The organism is Skermanella aerolata KACC 11604 (assembly GCF_000936425.1).
GTDB lineage: Bacteria > Pseudomonadota > Alphaproteobacteria > Azospirillales > Azospirillaceae > Skermanella > Skermanella aerolata.
Genome location: NZ_AVFK01000017.1, coordinates 23,084 through 46,931 on the forward strand (window position 1 = coordinate 23,084; position 23,848 = coordinate 46,931).

Annotated in this window: 23 protein-coding genes; 6 read left to right on the plus strand and 17 right to left on the minus strand. The window is 65.7% G+C overall.

What is annotated here, in order from left to right; genetic code table 11:
- The first annotated feature begins 78 nt into the window (after positions 1-78).
- The 3 genes from N826_RS20025 to N826_RS20035 all read left to right on the plus strand — a co-directional run bounded on the left by N826_RS20025 (position 79) and on the right by N826_RS20035 (position 2,284).
- Positions 79-714: a hypothetical protein gene (locus tag N826_RS20025; RefSeq protein ID WP_044431765.1), complete on the plus strand. Its 636-nt coding sequence runs from the start codon at positions 79-81 to the stop codon at positions 712-714.
- A gap of 71 nt (positions 715-785) precedes the next feature.
- Entirely contained in the window at positions 786-1,886 is a 1,101-nt protein-coding gene (locus N826_RS20030; protein ID WP_052831656.1) for a polysaccharide deacetylase family protein, read from the plus strand.
- A 56-nt stretch (positions 1,887-1,942) separates the two neighbouring features.
- Positions 1,943-2,284, plus strand: a complete 342-nt coding sequence (locus N826_RS20035) for a hypothetical protein (RefSeq protein WP_044431766.1) — start codon at positions 1,943-1,945, stop codon at positions 2,282-2,284.
- Positions 2,285-2,434: 150 nt separating this feature from the next.
- On the opposite strand, the gene prsT is transcribed toward N826_RS20035, so the two are convergent.
- The 9 genes from prsT to N826_RS20080 form a co-directional block, all read right to left on the minus strand.
- Entirely contained in the window at positions 2,435-5,209 is a 2,775-nt protein-coding gene (prsT, locus tag N826_RS20040; RefSeq protein ID WP_044431769.1) for an XrtA/PEP-CTERM system TPR-repeat protein PrsT, read from the minus strand.
- Positions 5,210-5,258: 49 nt separating this feature from the next.
- Entirely contained in the window at positions 5,259-6,623 is a 1,365-nt protein-coding gene (gene prsR / locus N826_RS20045) for a PEP-CTERM-box response regulator transcription factor (RefSeq protein WP_044431772.1), read from the minus strand.
- The gene (gene prsK, locus N826_RS20050; RefSeq protein ID WP_044431775.1) at positions 6,620-8,689 is read right to left on the minus strand and encodes an XrtA/PEP-CTERM system histidine kinase PrsK; all 2,070 of its coding nucleotides are present in this window, start codon (positions 8,687-8,689) and stop codon (positions 6,620-6,622) included. Before prsK ends, prsR begins: the two co-directional genes overlap by 4 nt.
- 178 nt (positions 8,690-8,867) lie before the next feature.
- Positions 8,868-10,379 carry an ATP-binding protein gene (locus tag N826_RS20055; protein WP_044431778.1) on the minus strand — a complete coding sequence of 504 codons (1,512 nt, stop codon included), beginning with the start codon at positions 10,377-10,379 and terminating at the stop codon, positions 8,868-8,870.
- A gap of 42 nt (positions 10,380-10,421) precedes the next feature.
- The gene (locus N826_RS20060) at positions 10,422-11,096 is read right to left on the minus strand and encodes a response regulator transcription factor (RefSeq protein ID WP_044431780.1); all 675 of its coding nucleotides are present in this window, start codon (positions 11,094-11,096) and stop codon (positions 10,422-10,424) included.
- Between the two features lie 241 nt (positions 11,097-11,337).
- Positions 11,338-11,910: a hypothetical protein gene (locus N826_RS20065; protein WP_044431782.1), complete on the minus strand. Its 573-nt coding sequence runs from the start codon at positions 11,908-11,910 to the stop codon at positions 11,338-11,340.
- Entirely contained in the window at positions 11,907-13,100 is a 1,194-nt protein-coding gene (dapE, locus tag N826_RS20070; protein WP_044431783.1) for a succinyl-diaminopimelate desuccinylase, read from the minus strand. The genes N826_RS20065 and dapE overlap by 4 nt, the downstream gene beginning before the upstream one ends.
- On the minus strand, positions 13,100-13,954 hold the full coding sequence (gene dapD / locus N826_RS20075) for a 2,3,4,5-tetrahydropyridine-2,6-dicarboxylate N-succinyltransferase (RefSeq protein ID WP_044431785.1): 855 nt from the start codon (positions 13,952-13,954) through the stop codon (positions 13,100-13,102). The genes dapE and dapD overlap by 1 nt, the downstream gene beginning before the upstream one ends.
- Before the next feature lie 114 nt (positions 13,955-14,068).
- Positions 14,069-14,800, minus strand: a complete 732-nt coding sequence (locus N826_RS20080; RefSeq protein WP_044431787.1) for a pyrimidine 5'-nucleotidase — start codon at positions 14,798-14,800, stop codon at positions 14,069-14,071.
- A 153-nt stretch (positions 14,801-14,953) separates the two neighbouring features.
- Between N826_RS20080 and N826_RS20085 the strand changes: the two genes are divergently transcribed.
- Complete coding sequence (locus tag N826_RS20085) at positions 14,954-15,607, plus strand: hypothetical protein (RefSeq protein WP_052831658.1); 654 nt, start codon at positions 14,954-14,956, stop codon at positions 15,605-15,607.
- Positions 15,608-15,629: 22 nt separating this feature from the next.
- Here the strand turns inward: N826_RS20085 and argB are convergent, their stop codons facing one another.
- The 8 genes from argB to N826_RS20120 all read right to left on the minus strand — a co-directional run bounded on the left by argB (position 15,630) and on the right by N826_RS20120 (position 21,484).
- Entirely contained in the window at positions 15,630-16,556 is a 927-nt protein-coding gene (gene argB / locus N826_RS20090) for an acetylglutamate kinase (RefSeq protein WP_044431789.1), read from the minus strand.
- A gap of 131 nt (positions 16,557-16,687) precedes the next feature.
- A complete protein-coding gene (gene yihA / locus N826_RS20095) occupies positions 16,688-17,362 on the minus strand; it encodes a ribosome biogenesis GTP-binding protein YihA/YsxC (RefSeq protein ID WP_052831661.1) in 675 nt (224 codons plus the stop codon).
- Between the two features lie 80 nt (positions 17,363-17,442).
- A complete protein-coding gene (gene yidC / locus N826_RS20100) occupies positions 17,443-19,191 on the minus strand; it encodes a membrane protein insertase YidC (RefSeq protein WP_044431790.1) in 1,749 nt (582 codons plus the stop codon).
- A gap of 9 nt (positions 19,192-19,200) precedes the next feature.
- Entirely contained in the window at positions 19,201-19,482 is a 282-nt protein-coding gene (gene yidD / locus N826_RS20105) for a membrane protein insertion efficiency factor YidD (protein ID WP_044431791.1), read from the minus strand.
- Positions 19,483-19,498: 16 nt separating this feature from the next.
- Positions 19,499-19,903 carry a ribonuclease P protein component gene (rnpA, locus tag N826_RS20110; RefSeq protein ID WP_044431793.1) on the minus strand — a complete coding sequence of 135 codons (405 nt, stop codon included), beginning with the start codon at positions 19,901-19,903 and terminating at the stop codon, positions 19,499-19,501.
- Positions 19,904-19,909: 6 nt separating this feature from the next.
- Positions 19,910-20,044, minus strand: a complete 135-nt coding sequence (gene rpmH / locus N826_RS41795) for a 50S ribosomal protein L34 (protein ID WP_084720933.1) — start codon at positions 20,042-20,044, stop codon at positions 19,910-19,912.
- Positions 20,045-20,134: 90 nt separating this feature from the next.
- Entirely contained in the window at positions 20,135-20,650 is a 516-nt protein-coding gene (locus N826_RS40325; protein ID WP_084720935.1) for a DUF29 domain-containing protein, read from the minus strand.
- Positions 20,651-20,689: 39 nt separating this feature from the next.
- Positions 20,690-21,484 (minus strand): hypothetical protein, encoded by a 795-nt coding sequence (locus N826_RS20120; RefSeq protein ID WP_044431795.1) that lies wholly within the window; start codon positions 21,482-21,484, stop codon positions 20,690-20,692.
- Between the two features lie 155 nt (positions 21,485-21,639).
- On the opposite strand from N826_RS20120, the gene N826_RS20125 reads away from it, so the two are divergent.
- Entirely contained in the window at positions 21,640-22,362 is a 723-nt protein-coding gene (locus tag N826_RS20125) for a TVP38/TMEM64 family protein (protein WP_044431797.1), read from the plus strand.
- Positions 22,363-22,364: 2 nt separating this feature from the next.
- On the plus strand, positions 22,365-23,777 hold the full coding sequence (locus N826_RS20130) for a dihydrolipoyl dehydrogenase family protein (RefSeq protein ID WP_044431799.1): 1,413 nt from the start codon (positions 22,365-22,367) through the stop codon (positions 23,775-23,777).
- Positions 23,778-23,848: the final 71 nt, after the last annotated feature.

A 23,848-nucleotide genomic window follows, 5' to 3' on the forward strand; every position in this document is an offset into this window, starting at 1 on the left:
ATACCTCGGAAGACAGCGGACAAGCCGCTATCGCGTCATGCAACTGGGCAGGTTCTCATGGTTGGATCGGTTTCCGGAATGAGCCGGGCGAATAGGCTTCGGCAAGACCTGGATGCCGGCTTGCACCAGGACGTGGAGGAGCGGGAGGTGGCACATACGGCCGGAGAAGGACACTCGGCGGTCAGGGACAAGTCGCTGGAGGAAATGGCATCCGATCTGCGCAGCCTGTCCGGGCAGATCGTGACGGCGCGCGTCATGGGTGTCGGCAACGGTGCGACAGGCGGTGCGGCGGGCGGTGCGCTCGGCGGGACGGCTGGCGGTACTAACGGCGATGCCGGATTGCCGGCGGTCCGACTGGTCGGCGACATGCTGGCGGCGGAACTCAGCCGCACCCTGGAGCAATTGAGCGCCCGCCAGCGGGAAGACATGGCTTCGCTGGTGCTCAACCACGCCCAGGGCATGCGGGCGACGACCGACCGCGTCGACCGCCTGCTGCGGGGTCTGGAAGCCGACCGGGAGCGGGGCGGTCCGGCAGACAAAACAGTGCTGGACCGTCTGGACGCCATCGCCGCCCGCCAGGACGAGCTTGAATCGCTGATGCTTCGGCAGCGCCACGGTCTCGTGCCCACCTGGGTCGCCGGCCTGCTGGCGCTGGCGGCGCTCGGCATCAGCATCGGCTCCGCCGTGGCGCTCCATATCGGCCTTCAGCCATGACCGGATCGGCATTTCGCCAGAAGATGACCAACGGTACGCCTTACAGTACAACTTGCGATGAAATCGGGAACATGCGGGCGGAAAAAGAAAAGGTCCTGTTCGAGGACGACTGGAATCCAATCAGACTGCCGCCCGATCTTCCCCCGGTACTGCTGGTGGTCGTGGACGCGGAGGAGGAGTTCGACTGGTCGGGGCCATTCACGCGGGACCGCCATAGCGTACGATCCATGGCGGCCCAGGGTCCCATGCACCGCATCTTCGAGAAGTACGGCATCCGTCCGACCTATGTCGTCGATTATCCGGTCGCCAGCCAGCCCGACGGGCTGGAACCGCTCCGCGACCTGCTCAAGGACGACGCCTGCCTGATCGGGACCCAGCTTCACCCCTGGGTCAATCCACCCTTCGACGAGGAGATCTGCGAGCGCAACTCCTTCCCCGGCAACCTCTCCCCCGATCTGGAACGCGCCAAGCTGTCCGTGCTGACCCGCGCGATCGAGGACGGACTGGGCCTGACGCCGCGCATCTACAAGGCCGGACGCTACGGTCTGGGTCCCAGGACCTTCCGCACGCTGACGGAGCTTGGCTACCAGATCGACATCAGCGCCGTGCCGGGAGCGGACCTTCGGACCCATCACGGCCCGGACTTCCGCCGGGTTGCTCCGCAGCCCTACTGGATCGGTCCGGCGGGCCGCCTGCTGGAGCTGCCGCTGACCCGCGGCTATGTAGGATTGCTCTCCGATTCGGGGCCGCGCCTCGAAGGGGCGCTCGAGTCTCCGCTGGCGCAGGCCTGCCGGCTGCCCGGCGTGCTCTCCCGGCTGGGGTTGATCGACCGGATCATTCTGACGCCGGAAGGAGTCCCGCCGGCCCAGCACATGGCGCTGGTCCGGGCGATGATCCGGCGCGGCCAGCGTATCTTCATGCTGTCGTATCACAGCCCGTCGATGGTGCCCGGAAACACGCCCTACGTCAGGACCAAGCAGGATCTGCGGACGTTCATGGACAGGGTGGAAGCCTTCTGCGACCGGTTCTTCGGTGAGCTTGGCGGCACGACGAGCGACCCGCTGGCGGTGCGCGAGATGCTGCGGACCCAGGCCGGTCTGGCCCGCGACGAGCAGCCGGCGCGGGCCAGGGGCGTGCGCCCCCCGGCTCGTCAATGTTCATCCAGCGGCTAGACCGGGTTATGATCCCGCCCGACGCTTAACAGTCTCATCATCCGGAGCAAACCGCTATGCGCCCCCTCCTCACCGTCGCCTGCCTCCTGACCGCCGCAACGGCGCTCGGCGGTTGTGAGATATTCCCCACGACCACGACTGCCCAGGCCTGTGCCGAGCTGCCTTCGGCCGTCTGGCCCTGGCGTCCGATCGACAACGCGCGGATCGAGCGGCTGCCCCAGGCCGGCACCCCGGCACTGTTTCCTATGGACATCATTCAGGTCGTCGGCACTGTTTCGGACCCCGATCAGTTCAAGGAACCGGTTCCCGTCAAATTCGAGTGCGTCTTTCGCGGCAACCAGCTCAAGACCTTCGGCTGGATCGAGCCGGCGCAGTTCGTGACGCCGTATACGCAGTGAGGGTAGGAGTCGCTTCGACATGGACCCTCAGCTGATACCCAAGGCATTGAGGCTTGACCGGTGAGTTGCGGCTGAGATGTCGGGTTGAAGAGGCCCGACATCTAACGCTCCAATCCGGTTAAGCTCAATGCCGCCGGTATAAACCTCCCCTCACCGTCCGATCGTCGCCAGCAACTCGGCCGCTTCCTCGCGGCTCTCGAACGGCTTGCCGTCCGTGCCCAGCTTCTCCAGGATCTCGCGCGCCTCGTCCTTGGCACCGGTCGCATGAAGCGCATAGGCAAGATGGTACTGGACGTCCTGGTTCGACGGCGCACCGGCGGCGGCGCTCCGCAGCAGTTCCACTCCTTCCGCCGTCTCGCCCGACTGGACGAGGATCCATCCCAGCGTATCCGCGATCTCGGGAGCCGACGGGGCGGCGGCGTGGGCGCGGCGGGCGTATTGCAGGGCTTGCGGGCTGCCAAGCTCATGCGCGATCCAGGCGGCGTTGTTGAGCAAGGCCGGATCGCCCGGCCGGGCCTGGACCAGGATGTCGTAGTGCGCCTCCGCCTGCTTCAGGTCCTGCCGGGTCAAGTAGGTATCGGCCAGCACGGTCCGGGCCGCCACGTCGTCGGGGTTGCGCTTGACCCAGTCCTCCAGTCCGGATACCGCCTGATCCATCCTGCCGTTGTCGCGGCGTAGCCCGTAAAGGCCAAGCGCCAACTGCCGGTCCGACGTCGCCTGAAGCGCCTGCTCCATGGCGCGGATCGCTTCGTCCACCCGGTTGGTCCGCAGCAGCACGCTGCTGCGCAGCTGGGCCGCCGCGATCGGGTTGGCCTGACGCAGGCCGTCGGCCAGCTTCAGCGCGCCGTCGGCGTCGTTGCGGGCCAGCGCCAGATCGACCAGTCCCAGCGTCGCCACGGCGCTGGCGGGGTCCTTGGCCTTGATCGCTTCCAGCACGGGACGCGCCTCCTCCGGCCGGTTGGCCGCGATCAGGTTCTGGGCCAGAGCTATTTGCGCCTCGGCATCGTCCGGCTTGGCCTTGGCATAGACCCGGAGCGCATCCGCCGCCCTGGCCGGATCGCCGCCGGCCCTGTACATCACCGCCGCGAACTTCAATGCTTCGGGTTGGGCATTGCCGATCTGCCGGAGCTGGCCGGCGGTTTCCAGCAGCTTCGGCTTGTCGTCGCGCCGCTCATACAGCTCACCCAGGATGCGCCGCATCGTGATCGAGTTGGGATGGCGCGACGCGGCGCTCTCCAGCGTGTCTTCCGCTTCGTTGAGCCGCTGGTTCTGCGCCAGGAACTGGCCCAGCCGCAGAACCGCCTGCTCGTCGCCGGGATTGGCCGAAACGGCGTCGCGCAGGCGCTTCTCGACGGCGTCCAGGTTGCCCATGCGGGCATCGACGAGGTTGAGGTTGTTGGCGATCTCCGACATCGACGGGTCGAGCGCGCTGGCGGCCTGAAGGCGCGACTTCGCGGTCCCCATGTCGCCCTCTGCCGCGAAGATCGCCGCCTCCAGGCTGATGAGCTGCGGGTTGTCCGCATCCGCCGTCTTCAACTGGTCCACCGTCTCGTGCGCCTTGGCGAACTCCCCGTTGCGGATATAGTCGAGCACGAGCGCCACCGACCGCCGCGTTTCCGGCGGCATGTCGCGCGATCCGGCATCCGACGCCTGAAGCAGGCCCAGCGTCGATTTGGCCCGCGCCGCCATCGGCCGGTTGGGCGACTTGGCGAGTTCCTCGAACATCGCCGTGGCGTTGCCCATGTCGCCCTGGCGCAGATAGGCGCCCGCCAGCATCTGCCGGGCGATCAGGTCGTCCGGATGGTCCGCCACCAGCGGCTTCAGCGCTTCGATGGCGCTTAGGGTGTTGTTGGAGCGCAGCTGGATCGCCGCCAGCGTCCGTCGCGCCGGCACATGGTCGGGCGCCGACGCCAGGAACCGGTTGATCGACGCCTCGGCCTGGGCGTACTGGCCCGTGTTGAACTTGATCAGGCCGCCCAGCAGCAAGGCGGGGGGATAGTCCGCCAGCGCGCCCTCGATCGGCTGGAAGGTCGTGCGGGCGGCATTGGCGTCACCCCGGATGAGCTGGATCGACGCCTTCATGTACCTTGCCATGACGTCGCGCGGCGTCCGTTCCAGCACGCGGCTGACGTCCTTCTCCGCCTCGTTGATCGAGCCGGTCTGAAGCCGCACCCGCGCGCGGGGCAGCAGCACGCGCGGATTGTCGGGCGACAGCGCCGCGGCGCGGTTTAGACTTGCCAATGCGTCATCCGCCCGCTGGCCGGCGAAGGCGATGTCGGCCGACAGCAGCAGCGCTTCCAGATTGTCGGGAGAGGTGGCGAGCACTTCGTCGACGCTCCGCCGCGCCTCGTCGGTCCGGTTGCGTAGCGCGTCGATCCGGGCAAGTCCGAGCTTCGCCTCGGCAAGGTTCGGCGCCGTTTCCAGCGCCGCGCGGAACTGGCTCTCGGCATCGTCGATCTGGCCGGTACCCATATAGGCCTGACCGCTCATGACCAGCTTGGCCTGCGTCAGTTCGGGCGTAGCGCCCTGGGGCGACAGGACCGCGAAGACGTCGCCGTAGCGCCGCTGCATCATCAGCGCCTGCGCCAGCTGCAACTCGACCTCGTCGCCGCGCTGCGCCTCGAACACCCGCCGAAGCTCCTTCTCGGCGGAAACCGCGTCGCCCGTCCGCAGGTAAAGCTGTCCCAGCAACTGGCGCGCCTTCAGGTTGGCGGGGTCCTGCTGGATCGCGTTCCGCAGCTGGATCACCGCGGCGCTGGCGTTGCCGGACTGAAGCTGCTGGACGCCCTCGTCGTAGAAGCGCTGCGACTGCTGGGTGTCGGCATGGGCCGGCGTGAAGACCGTGAAGCAGGTGGCCAAGGCGATCAGGGACGACGCTGCCAGCAAGTGCCGGAACCTTGATGTCGCGGGCCGATGCTGGTTCATGGAAGGACTCCTTGAGGAACGGGCCGGATGATGAGCCAGGCCGCGCCGTTCATGACGGCGGATTGACGTTGTGCTGCTTGAGCAGGCTGTAGACGGTCGGACGGCTGACCCCCAGGATCTTGGCCGCCGCGGAAAGATTGCCGGCGGACAGCGCCAAGGCGCTGGAAAGCGCCTTTCGCTCCGCCTCGTCGCGCGCCTCCTGAAGGGTTGCCGCCGCCTCCGGTTCCTCGGAACCGGGCGGAGCCGCCAGCCCCATATGGGCTGATGTGATGCTCTGGCCCTCGGTCAGGATGACGGCGCGTTTGATTCGGTTCTCCAGTTCGCGGACATTGCCGGCCCAGGGGTGGCTTCGAAGCGCCGCCAGCGCATCGGGAGCGAGCTGAAGCCGTCGGCGACCATGATCGGCGGAGAATTTGTCGATCAGGTGGCGGGCCAGCACGATGCAGTCGTCGTTGCGGTCCCGCAGCGGCGGGATGTTCAACGCCATCTCGCCGATCCGGTAGAACAGGTCCTCGCGGAAGCCGCCGGTCCGGATGCGGGCTTCCAGGTCCTGGTGGGTGGCGCAGACGATCCGGACATCGACCGGGATCGTCTCCCGTCCGCCGACCCGCTCGATCACCCGTTCCTGGATGAAGCGCAGCAGCTTTACCTGGAGGCTCATCGGCATGTCGCCGATCTCGTCCAGGAACAGGGTGCCTTTCTGCGCCGACTCGATCTTGCCCTTGACCTGCCGCACCGCCCCGGTGAAGGCACCGCGCTCGTGGCCGAAAAGTTCGCTTTCAAGCAGGTTTTCCGGGATCGCGGCGCAGTTGATCGCGACGAAGGGACCGCGCCGACGGGCGCTCAGGTTGTGCAGAGCGCGGGCAAACAGCTCCTTGCCGGTGCCGCTCTCGCCCAGCAGCAGCACGCTGATGTCGGTCGGCGCCACCTTCTCCACCGTGCGGCAGAGCGACAGCATCGCATCCGAGCTTGTGACGATGCCCTGGAAGCTCGGCTCCCGGCTCTGCTGAAGCCGCCGGTTCTCAGCTTCCAGGTCGAACACGTTGAAGGCCCGGCGGACGATCAGGCTCAAGACCTGCCCGTCGATCGGCTTCTGGTAGAAGTCGTAGGCGCCCAGCGCTATGGCCCGCACGGCGTGGGCGCGCTCCTCGTTGCCGGTCACCACGATCACCTTGGTTTCCGGCGCCACGGCCAGGATTTCGGCCAGGGTGCGCAAACCTTCCACGGCGTCATCGGGGGCGGGGGGGAGGCCCAGGTCGAGCGTCACGACCGAAGGCCGTACCGCCTTGACCTGACGCAGCGCGCTTTCCCGGTCGGACGCGGTATGGACCTCGCAGTCCTCGAACGACCATTTCAGGCCGCGCAGGATCGCCGGATCGTCATCGACCAGCAGCAGGGTGCGCGCAACTGTCATGGGGTAGCCTGCTCTTCCAATTTATCGGATCTGACTTCGGCAAGCGGCATCAGCACGCGCGCCGTCGTGCCGGTCCCGACCTCGCTTTCGATCTCCAGGTGCCCGCCCCAACGCTCGATCAGGTCGCGGGTCTGGTACATGCCAATGCCGTAGCCGGTGCTCTTGGTCGAGGCGAAGGGCCGGAACAGGTGGTCCCGCACGAAGGCGTCGGTCATGCCGGGACCGTCGTCGGTGACCTCGACCACCGCGTGGCCGTTCTCGGCGAAGCCGGATACCGTGATTCGCCCGCGCGCCGCATCGACGGCGTTCTGCACCAGGTTTTCGACGGCGGCGGTGAAGCCCAGCCGGTCGACCGCAACAGCGACGCCGGGATCGATCCGCCCGAAACCCAGGCCGGGCAGGGCGGCGCGCCTGGGCTCGACCACCTCGGCCAGCATGCCGTGCAGATCAGCCACGCCGGCGGGTTCCTGCACGCCGGCCTCGCTCCGCTCCTTCAGCCGGCCCAGCAGCGCCCGCATCCGCTCGACCGAATCGCCGATGGTTTCCAGCGTGTCGCGCTGGAATTCCGGGTTGCCGCCGTGGCGCTCGGCATGCTGAAGGATCAGCGAGAGCTGGCTGACCATGTTCTTGAGATCGTGGGCGACGAAGCTGAACGACTGGCCCAGGCGCTCGAACCGTTGCGCCTCGAACAGGGCGCGGCTGGCCTGCGCCTCGGCGATGTAGCTGCCGACCTGGACGCCCAGGATCTCCAGCAGGTCCTCGTCCTCCCAAGTCAGCGCGCGGGGGACGCGAGGCTCGCTCAGCACGATCGCGCCGACGATCTCGTCGCGCAGCCGCAGCGGCACCAGCAGCCACGGCGCGTTCAGCCGGCGCAGCCAGCCCAGCACGGCCTGCTCCGATGGATCGCCGGAGAGATCCAGCCCGTCGCGCAGATTGAGCACGACGCGCCGTTCGCTCAGCCGCTCCGTCAGCGCATTCGGCAGCGCCAGCATGCCGGCCGCCCCCGACCAGTTGTAGCGCCCCGCCATCGCGAAGATATTGCCGCGTCCGCGCAGGAACAGCGCCCCGCTGCTGCACTCGAACACGTCGGCCATGGCCCTTACGGCGCGCTCGTGCAGGCTGGTCTGGGACGCGCTGTCCGACAGCGTCCGGATGAACCGCAGCCATTCCCGCCGGTAGTCGTAGGTGAAGGTGAAGAAGTTGCGGGAAATCAGCATGCGGGCGCGGGCACGCAGCTCGCCCGACAGAAGCAGCACCGCCAGCACCATCACGGCGCCGACGAAGAACAGCATCTGCACCAGCGGCCCCAGCGTCATGCTGGTTTCCCGCAGCAGATAGCCGATCGCCGCGACGCCAAGCAGGTAGACGCCGCTGCCGACCAGTGCGGTCGTGTGCAGAACCGTCTCGCGCGAGATTGTCACGTCGAACGACAGCGTCCGGATGCGGGCGGCGGAAACCAGCAGGAAAGGCACCGCGAGTATCTGCACCAGCGGGCGCGCGGTGAGCGTCATCGGATCGGTGCGCGCCAGCAGCAGCGCGCCGCTGTAGAGGAAGAGGTCGAAGGCGAACAGCCCGCCCAGCCCGATCAGCAGGTGCTTGAACGTCCACCGCGCGCTGTCGCGGGTGAAGGAGAACAGGTTCTCGATCAGCAGCAGTCCCAGCACCGCCAGCGCCAGCCCCGCCACCAGTGAAACCGGGACGAACCGGTTGAGCGGCAGGGAAATCCAGGTGTCCGTTATGCCCAGCACCACCACGCCGGCGGCCACGGCTGCGACCGTGTTGCGCCAGAAGCCCTTGGCGTCGCCATGGGTGACTTGGCGCAGCACCACCAGCAGGAACAGCGCCCAGGCGCCGGAGCGCAGCAGCAGCAGGGTTTGCGCGATCTCCGGCCGCAGACCCGCGGCTTCGGCGCCGGCCCAGGCCGCCGTCAGCAGGGTCGCCGCGATCAGCGCAGCGCCGTGGCGGCTCCGCTGCCACGTGGCGGCCAACAGTGCTGTCAGGATCAGATAAGTGAGCGCCGCGAGCCCATGGGTCGCAGCACCGATCAACGTCTGGCTGAGCTGCATTCTCTGTCCGTCGCTTGATCGCCGGACAGTAGCAACGCCAGGCTCCGCAGTCTTCTGAGCCTATCGGCTAACCCCAATGTGTCAGCCGGTTTGACGCTTTAAGGGAGCGTTTGGGATACGTCCCTTCAAGCATCTCAACGGGTTGGCGTCCGGTCTGTCAGCTTCCTTTACGCGTCGGTCACTGGAGCGCGTGGAACAGCTCATCGGGCGCTATCGGCTTCGCGACCATCCTGTAACCTGCCAGGGCGATTTCGCGTTCGCGGACAGGGGTGTTCTCTTCCACCAGGATGATGCCCCGGATCGGCTGTTCCGATCGTGCCAGCAACTGGCGCATCGCGACGATCCCGCCGGAGGCGCCGCCGAATCGCAGATCGGCCAGAACGGCATGCGGCAAGGCCCCGGCTTTGCCAAGCAGGTCCGCCGCATCCTCCGCCGACGGCATCAGTTGGACCGAGCCTCCCCAGTCTTCCACCAGCAGCCGGACGGAATTGGCGGTCGTCATATCCCTGTCGAGCAGCAGCACCCTCAGTCCCTCGAACGGCCGGTCGACGGCGGCGCCCTTTTCTGCCTGAAGCGTGGAAAGCTCGCGGTTCGCCAGCGGGACCTTGATCGAGAAGCAGGAACCGCGCCCCGGCTTGGTGCCGACCTCGACACCGTGCCCAAGCTGGTCCGCCAGCCGCTTCACGATGGAAAGACCGAGCCCGAACCCGCCGGGATATTCCTGAACGCTCCGGGAGCTGCGGAAGAAGTCCTGCCAGATCAGGCCCAGTTCGTCGGCCGCGATGCCGCGCCCGGTGTCGTGTATCTCGATCCGCAGCCATTCGCCCTGACGCCGGCACCCGACCACCACACGCCCCTCGACCGTGTATCGCAGCGCGTTGGACACCAGGTTCTTGAGGATCGTGTCGAGCAGGGCCGGATCGGTGCGGATACAGGCCGAACTCGGATGCAGGACGAAGCCCAGTCCCTTGCGCTCCGCCATGGTATTGAATTCGCTCGCCAGACCGATCAGCGACGCGTTGACGTGATGATCGACCAGCAACGGTTCGACCCGGCCCGAATCCACCTGATCGAAATAGAGCTGCCCATCCACGACGTTCCGCATCGACTGGATGGCGCGTCCCATGGACGCCAGCAGGTCGCGCGAGATCGGGTCGTGCAGCCGCTTCGCCAGCGACTCCGCGAGGAAGGAAAGCGCCGTCAGCGGCTGGCGGAGGTCATGGTTGGCGGAGGCCGTCATGCGCGATCGAACCCGCGCGATGGTCTCGACGGCTTCGACGGTGGTTTCCGCGGCGCTATCGGAATCCTGGTCTCCGGCATCGCGGGGCTCCGGAAGAGCGGTGTTCAGCCCATGCCAGTTGGCGACCTTCCCGTGTCCATCCAGCAGCGGTTCCGCCCTGACGAAGAACCGCCGCGCCGCGCCGTCCGCACCCATCAGCCGGCACTCGTGTTCGAACACCTGGCGCGCGGCGCGGACCTCCCGCCAGTCCCGGACGAAGTCCCGCAGGTCGTCGGGATGGATCAGTCCCGGCCAGCCCTCGACCAGCATGTCCTCGCTCGACCGTCCGGCGAAGTCGCACCAGCCGCTGTTGCAGTATTCCAGCCGCCCCTCTGGGCTCGCGATCCACAGGTGCGTGGCGATGCCGCGTGCTATGATCTGTTTCGATAAATCGGTCGAGTCCGCATTCATCGCCCATGCCTGTTACTGAGTGATCTGCTGCCGAGTGATCTTTTACTGAGTGATTTGCTGCTTTTCAGAACCGCCGCCCAGCTCGGACTCGTGCTCGATCATCCATAGGGCGCCCTGTATCCGGTTCTTCACGTTCATCTTGCGGAATGCATTGTTTATGTGGAGCCGGACGGTGATGTCGGCAATTCCGAGGACGCGGGCGATCTGCTTGTTGCTGTAGCCGAGCTTGACATAGCCCATGACCTGCAACTCCTTGGCGGTCAGCGCCCGGCGGCGCTCCGCAAGGCCGGGGTCGAGGGCATGCGGTGTCTTCTCGACCAGCAGATCGGCCAGCTGGGCGGGGAATACCTTCTCGCCGAGGATCACCAGCATGATCGACTCGAACAGCGCTTCCTGGGAGATCGACTTGATCAGGTATCCCATGGCGCCCGCCTCGAACGCGGCGCCAAGGCTGTCCAGGGAGAAGCGGTCGATCAGGACCACCACCGGCTTCACCGGTGCGATCGCTTTCAGGGACTTGATGCCGTCCTCGATGCTGCTTCCGGCCACGGTCCCGAGGATCACGATATCGGCGCAGGCGATTTCGCTGTTTCCAGCCTCGACCGCTTCCTTGATACCGCTATGGGAGCCAATGATCGTAAATGAATCGGTTGGAGCTATCTTGATCAGACGGGCACGGTCGGCGCTGTTCTCGTCGATGTGCAGAACTCTTATCATTCCGGTGCCATGCCTCGGGTTTTGAAATCTCTTGAAGGTCTTAATCTACAGGCCTCGTTGCAGCCGCGAAGCTACCCCGATCCGGTACTGCTTGTAAGCCATCCGATCAGCTTAGTCCGGCCGATAGGACGGCATGGAGCGCATTGCACTGTATCTCCAATGCGCGGAATATTTTATATGCAGGATGTTTTAATCCGATTCCCCATGACCCTAGCGAGCATCGTCATCACGGGGCCGAGCCTCAGCTCAGCATCCCGTCCGCGACGCCGGTGATGAAGACCGCGAGGATCATGTCGAGCAGGACGACGCCGGCAGCGGAGCCGCCGTTTATGTCCAGCGTGGTCCGGGCGATGAACCACTGGTACATCAGCACCAGCATCGTGACGGCGAGCACCAGCCCTTCGCCCAGGCCTTCGGGCAACAAGCCTGAATCGGCGATCGCGACCACGGGCAGGTAGACGCCCATCTGGATGACGGACGACCAGTTGTAGGCGCTGAGGAAGTCGAAATACCGTCCCGAGCGGTCGAGCAGTCCCGAGATGTGGAACATCACCAGCGGGAAGGCGGTCCAGCTTATGACATAGGCGAGGCCTTCGACCGTGACGAAGCGGAGCAGCGAGACATCCGGCAGGACGTCCCACAGTCGCAGGACGACCAGAACAGCATAGGCCGGCAGGACGATCAGGGCGGCACTGAACGAACGGATCGCGCCTTCGGGCGAGCGGTCGAGATAGCTGAGCCCCGTCTTGTCCAGCATCGCGAGCCGGTATGCGCCGAAGATCGAATAGACCGTTTCCCGTGCCGTCAACGTCATGCCCTGGGGCTCGCATTCTCGTGAGGGGCGCCGTCCCGGCCGAAGAAGCCGTCGATAACGGCCTCGTAGACGTCGGTCAGCTTTTCCAGGTCGGCCACGGCGACATGCTCGTCGACCTTGTGCATGGTCTGGCCGACGATGCCGAACTCCACCACCGGACAATGGTTCTTGATGAAACGGGCATCGGACGTTCCGCCGGTGGTGCTGAGTTCCGGCCGGTGTCCCGTCACGCGCTGGATGGCGCTGGCGACCAGATCGCTCAAGCGCCCTGGAAGAGTCAGGAAGGACTCGCCGCTGACTCGGAAGCTGAGATCGTAAGGACCCCCGACGCCGTCGCAGGTCCGGCGTATCCAGTCCTTCAGCGTATCGGACGTATGCTCGTCGTTGAAGCGGATATTGAAGCTGGCGGACCCCCTGGCCGGGATCACGTTGTCGGCCGGATTGCCGACATCGATCGTCGTGATCGCCAGCGTGGAGGGCTGGAAGTGCTCGTTGCCCCGGTCCAGCGGCTCGGCCGTCAGGGCGGCCAGCATCCTGACCAGGCGGGGCAGGGGGTTGTCGGCCAGATGCGGATAGGCGACATGGCCCTGGGTGCCGTGGACCGTCAGATATCCTGTAATGCTGCCGCGCCGGCCGACCTTGATCATCTCTCCAAGGTAGTTGGGGTTGGTCGGCTCGCCCACGATGCAGGCATCCAGCACCTCGCCGTTTTTAGCCAGCCAGTCCAGCACCTTGGCCGTACCGTTGATGGCGGGACCTTCCTCGTCGCCGGTGATCAGCAGGCTGATCGACCCCGCCGGGGCGCCCTTGGCCGCCACTCTCCGTCCCGCAGCCGCGACGAATGCGGCGATGGCCGCCTTCATGTCCGATGTGCCCCGGCCGTAAAGCTTGCCGTCGGCGATCTTTCCGCCGAACGGATCGGCAGCCCAGGCGGAAGGATCGCCCGGCGGCACGACATCGGTGTGGCCGGCAAAGCAGAGGTTGGGGCCGGAGGTGCCCAGCCTTGCGTACAGGTTGTCGATCGGCGGCGTGCCCTCGGCTTCGAAGGTCAGCCGGTGGCAGACGAAGCCCAGCGGCTCCAGCGCCTGGACCAGGACGTCGAGCGCTCCGGCATCGGCGGGAGTGACGCTCGGGCAGCGGACCAGCGCCTGGGTCAGCTCGACCGGATCGGCAACCTGCACGGAGGTCATCAGGCGCGCAGAAGTTCGTTGATCGAAGTCTTGGACCGGGTCCGCTCATCGACCTGCTTGACGATCACGGCGCAGTACAGGCTGGGGCCGGGGCTGCCGTCCGGCAGCGCCTTGCCGGGCATCGTGCCGGACACGACGACGGAATAGGGCGGCACGCGGCCGTACAGGATCTCGCCCGTTTCGCGGTTCACGATCTTGGTGGAAGCGCCGAGATAGACGCCCATCGACAGCACGGAGCCGGTCTCGACCCGGACGCCTTCCGCCACCTCGGCGCGAGCGCCGATGAAGCAGTTGTCCTCGATGATGACCGGGCCGGCCTGGAGCGGCTCCAGCACGCCGCCGATGCCGGCGCCGCCGGAGATATGGCAGTTCTTCCCGATCTGGGCGCACGACCCGACCGTGGCCCAGGTATCGACCATCGTGCCGCTGTCGACGTAGGCGCCGATGTTGACGAAGCTCGGCATCAGGACGACGCCGGGGGCGATATAGGCGGAGCGGCGGACCACTGCGTTGGGAACGGCGCGGAAGCCGGCGTCCCGGAAACGGGCGTCGTCCCAGCCGGCGAACTTGGACGGCACCTTGTCGAACCACACCGACTGGCCCAGGACCGGGTCGACCGGGCCGCCGGGGATCGTCGTCATGTCGTTCAGGCGGAACGACAGCAGCACGGCCTTCTTGAGCCACTGGTTGACCTGCCAGTCGTCGCCTTTGCGCTCCGCCACGCGGAAGCGGCCCTCGTCCAGACCCGCCAGCGCCGTTTCCACGGCATCGCGGACGGCGCCCTTGGTTCCGGTGTTGAGCTGGTCGCGGTTTTCCCAGGCGGTTTCGATGGCGTTCTGGAGATCGGTGGTCATGGTGGGTTCAGGTCCGGCTTCAAGGCGGTGACAGGAGCGATGGAACCGGAACATGGGTCACCGGCAATCCTACTGTCAACTGCCCACTGGTGACCGGCAAGATAGAGATATAGCTCAACCGGGCGGGTTTGCCGCCGAAGTCAGGTCGCTCAGCCAGACCGTCAGATCGTCCACCGCATGGTCGATATGGTCGCCGGTGCCGACTCCCCCCCGGTCCGGGCGGGCGTAATCGACCTCCGACCTGACCCAGACCGTCGTCATGCCCAGGGCTGCCGCCGGGACCAGGTTGCGGGCGATGTCCTCGACCATGCACGCGCCCTGGGGATCGATGCCGTGCAGGTCGATCAGATGGGCATAAGGACGCGGGTCGGGCTTGGGCACGTAGCCGGCGGCGACGATGTCGTAGATCACGTCGAAATGCCGCGCGATGCCCAGCCGGCCCAGCACGTTGTCGGCATGCCGGCACGACCCGTTGGTGTAGATCACCTTGCGGCCCGGCAGCCGTTCCAGCGCCGTGTCCAGCTCGGGGCTGGGGTTCACCGGCGTCACGTCGATATCGTGGACATAGTCCATGAAGGCGATCGGATCGACGTCGTGCTCGGTCATCAGGCCGCGCAGCGTCGTGCCGTAGTCGCGGAAATACTGCTTCTGCCGCCGCCGCGCCTCGTCCCAGGGCAGGTCGAAGCGCTCGCCGATGAACTCCGTCATCCGCTGGTCGATCTGGTTGAACAGGTTGCTGGCCGCCGGGTAGAGCGTATTGTCGAGATCGAAGATCCACACCTTGATCGACGATAGCGGCGTGGGCCGGCGGGTATGGGCGGCGGTTTGGCTCTGGGGCTGGGTCATGGGGTGACAATGGCGCGGCGCAGGCAATCCGGCAAGTCTCTCCATAACCGCTTTCGAAAGCGGGCATTGCGCCTCCATGGCGCCGCAATCATGTATTATCGTCAAGCTATTCAACTTATCACCGCTTCGGCGGTTTTGACGGATATGAGCGGAATGAAGACTGTGGCGGCGATGCGCAACGCGGCAATGGGCGTATTGATCCTGGTGGGGGCGGGCGTGAGCGCCGGGCTTCCCCACGGTGCCCCGGCCAGTGCACAGGTTGCGGCTGGTCAGGACGTGACGGCGGTAAGCGAAACCTTCATCGCGGCCCGGCAGGCATTGCTGGCGAAGGATGGCCGGAGCGTGCTGGAACTGCTGTCCAGGGACAGCATTGCCCGCGTCGAGCGGACGCGCAAGGCGGCGCTCAGCGGCGACATCATGGGATTGCCGCCATCGGAGAAGTTCGGCGCCATGGGACTTCAGCGCTTCCTGAAGCCGGCGGACCTGAAGCGGATGACCCCGGCGCAGATCGTCGAGTTCGGCCTCCAGAACAACTGGCTCGGCCCCAATGTCATCACCCAGGCGGGTATGGAAAAGGTATCGGTGCGCGGCGACCGCGCCAGCGGCACGCTGGTCGTGAACCAGCGCCCCGTCATGGTCCCGGCGGACTTCGTCCGCGAGGGCGGCGACTGGCGGGTCGACCTGACCCGCGCCATGGACCTGACCGACGCCATCGTGCGCGGCACCGCCATGGCGACCAAGCGGAGCGAGGACGCGGTCGTCCGCGAGATTCTCGACCGCGCCATCCAGAACCAGGCGCCGCGCTGAGCGGCGCCTGACGGCGTGTCGCCTACTCCCGGCCGATCAGCGTGCCGGCGCCGCCTTCGGTGAAGATTTCCAGCAGCAGGGCATGGGGGACGCGGCCGTCGAGGATGACGGCGGCGTCCACGCCCTGTTCCACCGCCGAGATGCAGGTCTCGATCTTCGGGATCATGCCGCCGCTGATCGTGCCGTCGGTCATGTAGCCGCGCGCGTCTTCCAGCGACATGTCGGAGATCAGGTTCTTCTGCTTGTCCAGCACGCCGGCGACGTCCGTCAGCAGGAACAGGCGGGTGGCGCCCAAGGCGGCCGCCACGGCGCCGGCGGCGGTGTCGGCGTTGATGTTGTAAGTCTCGCCGTTGCGTCCCATCCCGATCGGAGCGATCACCGGAATGATGTCGGACTTCTCGAAGGTCTCGAGGATCTGGGGGTTGACCTGATACGGCTCGCCGACGAAACCGAGGTCGAGGATGTTCTCTATGTTGCTGTCGGTGTCGCGCTGGGTCCGGCGCAGCTTGCGGGCACTGATCAGGTTGGCGTCCTTGCCCGACAGGCCCACGGCCTTGCCGCCCTGGTTGTTGATCGCGGAGACGATCTGCTTGTTGATCGAGCCGGACAGGACCATCTCGACGATGTCGACCGTCTCCTTGTCGGTCACCCGCAGGCCATCGACGAACGAGCTGTTGATCTTCAGCCGGTTGAGCATCGCGCCGATCTGCGGCCCGCCGCCGTGGACGACCACGGGGTTGATGCCGACCTGCTTCAGCAGCACGACGTCGCGTGCGAACAGCTCGCCCAGCGACTCGTCGCCCATTGCGTGACCGCCGTACTTGATCACGAATGTACGGCCGGAATACCGGCGCATATAGGGAAGGGCTTCGGACAGCGTCCGGGCCTTGGCGAGCCATTCCTCGCGGGTAAGCTGCGGCGTGGCGGGGGTGTCGTTCGGTTCGCTCATGGCGCGGGACTCTAAGTCAAAGGGACGGTGCCTGCTAGACCCGGTTTTGCGACAGACGCGTTTCCCAATGCAAGTGATTCAACCGCAACACCCCTGATCCGGCCAAACCCGCTGTTCCGCCAAAGGCGTTTTCAGGAATCCGCCAGCGTCGCCAGGCTGGCGCGGAGTTCCGCGACGCCTGTCCCGTCCTCCGCACTGGTGAAGGCGACCTCCGGATGGGCCGCTGCATGCTTCTTCAGGCCGGCAGCCGTTTTTTCCCGCACTTCGGCCTGATCGGCCTTCTTGACCTTGTCCATCTTGGTCAGGACGATCTGGTACGGCACGGCCGACTTGTCCAGCATGTCCATGATCTCGATGTCGTTGGGCTTCAGCCCGTGGCGGCCGTCGATCAGCAGGCAGATCCGGCGCAGCGTCACCCGGCCACGCAGATAGTCCTTCACCAGCTTCGTCCAGGCATTGACCTTGGTCTTCGACTCCTTGGCATAGCCGTAGCCGGGCAGATCGACCAGGATCAGCCGGCCGCCCAGGTCGAAGAAGTTGAGCTGCTGGGTGCGGCCCGGCGTATTGGACGTGCGGGCCAGCGTCTTGCGGCCCGTCAGCACGTTGACGAGGCTCGACTTGCCGACGTTGGAGCGGCCGGCGAAGGCGATCTCCGGCAGGGACGCTTCGGGCAGGTTGGCCTGATCGGCGGCGCCCCAAATGAAGTTGCATTCCTGGGCAAACAGCAGTCGGCCCCGTTCCATGCCGGCTTCGTCCTGTTCGGGCATCAGTGTCGGGATGATCTGGCCGGTCACGCTGTCGCTCATGGTCTCGACTTCTCTCTGAATCTAAAACGACAAGCGCCGCCGCGGTTTCCCGGGGCGGCGCTGTCGGTAAATGGTCCGGCTTAAACCTTGACGCCCATTCGCCGCATGATCATCCATTGCTGGAGGATCGACAGCGAGTTGTTCCAGGCCCAGTAGATCACCAGACCGGCCGGGAAGCTGGCCAGCATGAAGGTGAACACGAAGGGCAGCGCCATGAAGACCTTCGCCTGCACCGGATCGGGCGGCGCCGGGTTCAACTTCTGCTGAAGGAACATGGTGATACCCATGATAATCGGCCAAATGCCGAGTTGCAGCATGGTCGGCGGCGTCCAGGGGATCAGCCCGAACAGGTTGAAAATGGTCGTCGGATCGGGAGCCGAAAGGTCGTGGATCCAGCCGAAGAACGGCGCGTGACGCATCTCGATGGTGACGAACAGCACCTTGTAGAGCGCGAAGAACACCGGGATCTGGATGACGATCGGCAGGCAGCCGCTGACAGGGTTGGCCTTCTCGCGCTTGTAAAGCGCCATCATCTCCTGGCTCATCCGCTGGCGGTCGTCGCCGAACCGCTCGCGGATCTTGGTCATCTCCGGCTGCAAGGCCTTCATCTTGCTCATGGCCTTGTAGGACTTGTTGGCCAGGGGGAAGAAGGCCGCCTTGACGAAGACGGTCAGCACCAGGATCGCGACGCCGAAGTTGCCGAACAGCGTGCCGAGGAAATCCAGCGCGTAGAAGAACGGCTTGGTCAGGAAGTAGAACCAGCCGAAGTCGATCGCGAGGTCGAAGTTCTTGATGCCGTACTGCTCGGCATAGGCGTCCAGCAGCTTGACCTGCTTGGCGCCGGCGAACAGGCGGTTGGTCGTCTCGGCGCTCTGGCCGGGAGCCACGGTGATGGCCTGGCCGGTGTAGTCGACCTGGAAACGATCCTGGCCGTTGGCGGTCGTATGACGCACCCGCGCGTCGACAGGTGCGTTCTGGTCCGGAACCAGCGACACCAGCCAGTACTTGTCGGTGATGCCCATCCAGCCACCGGTGCTCTGGTAGCTGATGTTGCCGTCTTCCTTGATATCGCCGTACTTGTGCTCGTGCAGGGTGCCGTTGAAGACGCCCAGCGGGCCTTCGTGCAGGATATAGTAGCCCAGCGTCGGCGGGATGCCGTGGCGGGAGACCAAGCCGTAGGGAACCATCGTCACCGGCTCACCGGTGTTGTTGCGGACCCGCTGGGTTACCGTGAACAGGTAGTTCTGATCGACCGTGAAGGTCTTCTCGAACACCAGGCCCTGGCCATTGTCCCAGGTCATCGTGACCGGCTGGTCGGGCGTCAGGGGTTCGGCGGGGGCCGACCACTGAGTGTTCTGGCCCGGCACCGGCTGATTGGTTTCGGCGGCCGGCACCCAGCCGAACTCGGCGTAGTAGGGCTGGCTGGTCCCGGCAGGCGACAGCAGGACGATTTCCGGACTGCCCGGTTCCGGCGTCACATGGTAGTCGGCCAGCGTCAGGTCGTCGACGCGGGCGCCGATGGTCGAGATGGTGCCGTGGAGGCGGGGCGTGTCGATCTTGATGCGCTGGCCGGCGGCGACGATCTCGGCGCGGTCGCGCGGAGCGCCGATGGCCGGCGCCGTGGCGCCTGGGATCGGAACGGGGGAACCGGGAGCGGTGACACCGTCCGGAGTGGTCGGAGCGGGCAGGCGGGCTTGTTCTTCCGCGCGCTGCTGCGCCAGTTCCGCCTTGCGCTGTTCCATGCGCGGGATTTCGTAGAAGTACTGAAATCCGAGCAGGATGACGATCGACAGCAGGATCGCCACGAGGAGGTTGCGCTGGTCAGTCATGGATCCTGGTCAGTCCCTGCCGTGGTCGCATCTGTTATGAATGTTATCGTTCTTGTGGTGACCGGTATCCGGTACCGGGTCCCAGCCCGCTCCGCCCCACGGATTGCACCGCAGGATTCGCCAGGCGGCCAGCAGGCCGCCACGGATCGCGCCGTGCTTAGATAGGGCTTCCAGAGCGTAGTTGGAACAGCTTGGTTCGAAACGGCAGTTGTTGCCCAGAATCGGAGCCAAGGTCCACTGATACGCTGTAACCATCGCGCGCAGCAGCCATGCCACGGGAGATATGGTCATATCAGGCCGCACCGGGTCAAGGCTCCGCCGGCCGTGGCACGGCGCGCCAGACCTTCAGCCGCTTCAGACAGGTCGTAAGATCCTGCTTCAGGTCCGGCCAGGGGCGCACCAGCGTTTCGCCGCGCGCGATCAGCACGTAGTCGTTGTCCGGCAAGCCGTGGACAGCAAGAATTTCCCGCGCGAGTTCGCGCAGCCTGCGCTTCGCCCGGTTGCGGGCTACAGCGTTGCCGACCTTCTTGCTGGCCGTGAAGCCCACACGCAAAGACACCTCGCCTGCATCGGGATGCTGGCGATCGTCATGGCGGCGGGCTTGCAAGATCAGGCCGGGAGCTACCCACTTGCGGCGGGCACCGGCTACAGCCAGAAATTCCGGCCGCCGCTTGAGGCGCCCGACGCCGGACGCACTCGATTCCGGCGGCATCTGACCTTAAGCGCTCAGACGCTTGCGGCCCTTGGCCCGGCGGGCGGACAGAACCCGGCGGCCACCGACGGTAGCCATACGGGCGCGAAAACCGTGCCGGTGCTTGCGCACGATCTTACTCGGCTGGTACGTGCGTTTCACGACACACTCCGTTAAAACTAAAGACTGGAAAAACGAGCACGCTGTATAGGGGCAGGGTGTCCGAGAGTCAACGGCAGTTGAGCGGAAGTTTCAGCCGAAAGCCGTGAAATCCGCAGGTTCGGCCGGCAGCCAGCCGGCATGAGCGCCGCGCCCCAGTACCTGATCCACGGTATAGGGCAGATCGCGGGGCAGGATATCCGCGATATCCGGCTGATCGCATTCCAGCCCGTCGATGGCGCGGTTGCGGGCGAGCCCATAGCGCGTCGGCAGGGTCTCCAGCAGCTTCCGCTCCAGCGACGGCGTCAGGTCTTCCGCCAATTGAAGCCGGAAGTTCATGATCTCGCGCTGCCAGTGCCGTACCGGCGTCCGGATCGCCGCGAACTGGATTTTGAGCAAATGGGTGACGATCTGCTGATGAAGTTCCAATACCGCCCGCAGACAGCTTTTTCCCAAGCCTTCGATTTCATCGGCTAACCGCAGATGGTCGAGGGGCATGTCGGGATGCTTGGGCGTCAACTCGCGTAAGATGGCAGCCTGCTCCAGTGTCCATGCATAATAATCAATATCGTATAAGGATGCCGTTGGCATGACGATCTCTCTAGCCATGCCTTATGGTCTTCCCTATCACCACCCCACGCAAGCCCGTCAGCGCCATTCGCCCTTCAGCAGCGGCTCGATCGGGTGCTTACCCTTGGACAGCCGGAGCTGCTTGAATATATCCGCCGTCCCCTCCGTCTCGTCCTCCGGCTCCAGGTCGATGCCAAGGTCGCGCTTCACATCCGTGCCCGCCCCGATCAGGATGAACTGGGCGCCTTCGTAGTCCAGCAGGCGCGGGTCTTCGGTCGCGAAGCGGCGGTCGCGGAACTCGTCCTGAAGCTTGTCCGGGTAATCGGCCTTCTCGGCGCTGTCCAAGCCGGTATTGCGCGGCGATCCTTTCTCCGGGTTCTTGATCGAGAGCGCGAAGCTTGCCTCCGGCTCGATGTTGAGCTGCTTCTGGACCGGTCCCGGTTTGTCGGGAAGCTCCAGCGCGTACGCCAGATGCATCTTGCTGCCCGTCCGCGCCAGCACGTACACGCCTTCGCCGGCTGGGCGCGCGGCAGGACGTACGCGCTCGCCGCGCGTCTTCGTATCGTAATGATCCTCGCCCAGCGCCTCGGTCACCTGCCCGGCCGATTTTGCCACCAGATCGACGAACCCCCAGTTACGTTCGTGCTCACCGGTATCGGGCAGCCGCTTGGCGCCGATCGTCATCAGGCGGAAGCGGGCAGTACCTCCTGACCGGGCATCCGGCCGGAGCACCATATGGAAGCGCTCGACATCATCGATGCCATCGACATCCTGTTCCGGTTCGTCCTCCGCCCGGACTTTGGGCCGATAGATGAACCAGATATTGCCATGCTCGACCACTTCGGTCCGCTGCCGCTCCTTTTTCTCAGCCATGATCGCGAAACTCCATAGCGGTTCATCCAGTTGACTTGGCAGTTGACTTGGATAACCGGACGCGCACGGAAAGCTCACGGCAAGGTGACTGGCCGGTGATCTGCCCCGATGCTACCTCTGGCAGGACGCTTTCGTCATTGCAGATTGGACGCCTGATGGCCGCCACCGAACGAACTACCGAGAAGCGAGGCGCCGGGCGCTTCCTGCCACTGGCTGCCCTGGCCGCCGGACTCGTGGTCTTCTTCGCGTTGGGCCTCCATCACTATCTCAGCTTCGGAGCGCTGGCTGAAAACCGCGATTTCCTGAAGGGCTTCGTCGATGCCCATCCGGTAACGGCGCCGCTCGCCTTCATGGCCGTCTACGCGCTGGCCGTCGCTTTCTCGATCCCCGGCGCCCTGGTCCTGACGATCGCCGGGGGATTCCTGTTCGGAACCTGGCTCGGCGGCTTCTTTGTCGTGATCGGAGCGACGATCGGGGCCGTCGGCGTTTTCCTCGCCGCCCGCACCGCCTTCGGCGAAGGTCTGCGCCGCCGGGCCGGTCCCTGGATCGGCCGGCTGGAGGCGGGCTTCCGCGAGAACGCCCTCAGCTACCTGCTGGTGCTGCGGTTGGTCCCGCTGTTCCCGTTCTGGCTGGTCAATCTGGTGCCGGCCTTCCTTGGCGTGCCGCTGACGACCTATGCGCTCGGTACCTTTGTCGGCATCATTCCCGGCAGCTTCGTCTACGCCTCGGTCGGCAACGGGCTGGGAGCCGTGTTCGACGCCGGCGGCACCCCGGATCTGCGGATCATCTTCCAGCCGGAAATACTGCTCCCGATCATCGGCCTGTCGCTCCTGGCCCTGATTCCGGTGGTCTACAAGAAATTCAAGGGAAAGGCGTGACCATGGCAACCATCGACACGGATATCTGCGTCATCGGAGCTGGCTCCGGCGGGTTGTCGGTCGCGGCCGGCGCCGCCCAGATGGGAGCCTCCACCGTTCTGATCGAGCGCGGCGCAATGGGAGGCGATTGCCTGAATTACGGCTGCGTTCCCTCCAAATCCATGATCGCGGCGGGCCGCGCCGCCGATACCATCCGCCACGCCGGCCGCTTCGGCGTCAACGGCCATGAGCCGCAGATCGACTTCGGCCGGGTCCACGACCACATCCACGGCGTGATCGCCGCGATAGCGCCCAACGATTCCGTCGAGCGGTTCGAAGGTCTCGGCGTCAGGGTCATCCAGGCCGACGGCCGCTTCACCGGTCCCGACACGGTGGAAGCCGGCGGCACCACGATCAAGGCCCGCCGCTTCGTGCTGGCGACGGGATCACGCGCCTCCCATCCCCCCATCCCCGGCCTGGATGCCGTGCCCTTCCTGACCAACGAGACGGTGTTCGAGCGGAAAGCAGCGCCGGAGCACCTGATCGTGATCGGCGGCGGCCCCATCGGAGTGGAGATGGCGCAGGCGCACCGCCGCCTCGGCGCCGACGTCACCGTCCTCCAGAAAGGCAGCATTCTACCCAAGGACGATCCCGATCTCGTCGCCGTGGTCCGCGGCCGCCTTGTCGCCGACGGTGTCGTTCTGCGCGAGGAGGTCGATATCGCCCAGGTGGAACGCCACGGCAACGGCATCGCCGCCGTTCTTGCCGACGGCACCCGGATCGAAGGGTCCGACCTGCTGGTGGCAGCCGGCCGCCAGGCCAATGTCGACGGTCTCGGCCTCGAAGCCGCCGGGATCGAGTTTTCTTCCAAGGGTGTCACGACGGACGCCCGTCTCCGCACCACCAACCGCCGCGTCTTCGCGGTCGGCGACGTTGCCGGCGGACCGCAGTTCACCCACATCGCCGGCTACCATGCCGGCATCGTGATCCGGAACGTGCTGTTCCGCCTGCCGGCCAAGGTCGATTACTCGGCGCTGCCCTGGGTGACCTATACCGATCCGGAACTGGCCCATGTCGGCCTGACCGAAGCCCAGGCGCGTGAATCGCACAAGGACATCCGCGTCCTCACCTGGGACTTCGAGGAGAACGATCGCGCCCAGGCGGAGCGGGAGACCGAGGGCAGGGTCAAGGTGCTGACCCTGCCCAATGGCCGCATCCTCGGCGCCTCCATCGTCGGCCCCCATGCCGGGGAACTGATCCAGGTCTGGTGCCTCGCGATCTCGCAGAAGCTGAAGATCGGCGCCATCGCCTCGATGATAGCGCCGTATCCGACGCTGGGGGAGGCCGGCAAGCGGGCCGCCGGATCCTTCTATACGCCCAAGCTGTTCAGCGGCCGGACCCGGGGCCTCGTCCGTTTCCTGTCCTGGTTCGGCTGACACCGCGACAACCTGGTCCCGACCCGGTCCTTAACTCGGTTCATTTTGCGCGATATACCGGTATAAGCTGT

Coding starts and splice junctions, on each gene's coding strand:
- N826_RS20025 (WP_044431765.1), top strand. CDS start 79: ATGAGCCGGGCGAATAGGCTTCGGCAAGACCTGGATGCCGGCTTGCAC.
- N826_RS20030 (WP_052831656.1), top strand. CDS start 786: ATGCGGGCGGAAAAAGAAAAGGTCCTGTTCGAGGACGACTGGAATCCA.
- N826_RS20035 (WP_044431766.1), top strand. CDS start 1,943: ATGCGCCCCCTCCTCACCGTCGCCTGCCTCCTGACCGCCGCAACGGCG.
- prsT (WP_044431769.1), bottom strand. CDS start 5,209: ATGAACCAGCATCGGCCCGCGACATCAAGGTTCCGGCACTTGCTGGCA.
- prsR (WP_044431772.1), bottom strand. CDS start 6,623: ATGACAGTTGCGCGCACCCTGCTGCTGGTCGATGACGATCCGGCGATC.
- prsK (WP_044431775.1), bottom strand. CDS start 8,689: ATGCAGCTCAGCCAGACGTTGATCGGTGCTGCGACCCATGGGCTCGCG.
- N826_RS20055 (WP_044431778.1), bottom strand. CDS start 10,379: ATGAATGCGGACTCGACCGATTTATCGAAACAGATCATAGCACGCGGC.
- N826_RS20060 (WP_044431780.1), bottom strand. CDS start 11,096: ATGATAAGAGTTCTGCACATCGACGAGAACAGCGCCGACCGTGCCCGT.
- N826_RS20065 (WP_044431782.1), bottom strand. CDS start 11,910: ATGACGTTGACGGCACGGGAAACGGTCTATTCGATCTTCGGCGCATAC.
- dapE (WP_044431783.1), bottom strand. CDS start 13,100: ATGACCTCCGTGCAGGTTGCCGATCCGGTCGAGCTGACCCAGGCGCTG.
- dapD (WP_044431785.1), bottom strand. CDS start 13,954: ATGACCACCGATCTCCAGAACGCCATCGAAACCGCCTGGGAAAACCGC.
- N826_RS20080 (WP_044431787.1), bottom strand. CDS start 14,800: ATGACCCAGCCCCAGAGCCAAACCGCCGCCCATACCCGCCGGCCCACG.
- N826_RS20085 (WP_052831658.1), top strand. CDS start 14,954: ATGAAGACTGTGGCGGCGATGCGCAACGCGGCAATGGGCGTATTGATC.
- argB (WP_044431789.1), bottom strand. CDS start 16,556: ATGAGCGAACCGAACGACACCCCCGCCACGCCGCAGCTTACCCGCGAG.
- yihA (WP_052831661.1), bottom strand. CDS start 17,362: ATGAGCGACAGCGTGACCGGCCAGATCATCCCGACACTGATGCCCGAA.
- yidC (WP_044431790.1), bottom strand. CDS start 19,191: ATGACTGACCAGCGCAACCTCCTCGTGGCGATCCTGCTGTCGATCGTC.
- yidD (WP_044431791.1), bottom strand. CDS start 19,482: ATGACCATATCTCCCGTGGCATGGCTGCTGCGCGCGATGGTTACAGCG.
- rnpA (WP_044431793.1), bottom strand. CDS start 19,903: ATGCCGCCGGAATCGAGTGCGTCCGGCGTCGGGCGCCTCAAGCGGCGG.
- N826_RS40325 (WP_084720935.1), bottom strand. CDS start 20,650: ATGGCTAGAGAGATCGTCATGCCAACGGCATCCTTATACGATATTGAT.
- N826_RS20120 (WP_044431795.1), bottom strand. CDS start 21,484: ATGGCTGAGAAAAAGGAGCGGCAGCGGACCGAAGTGGTCGAGCATGGC.
- N826_RS20125 (WP_044431797.1), top strand. CDS start 21,640: ATGGCCGCCACCGAACGAACTACCGAGAAGCGAGGCGCCGGGCGCTTC.
- N826_RS20130 (WP_044431799.1), top strand. CDS start 22,365: ATGGCAACCATCGACACGGATATCTGCGTCATCGGAGCTGGCTCCGGC.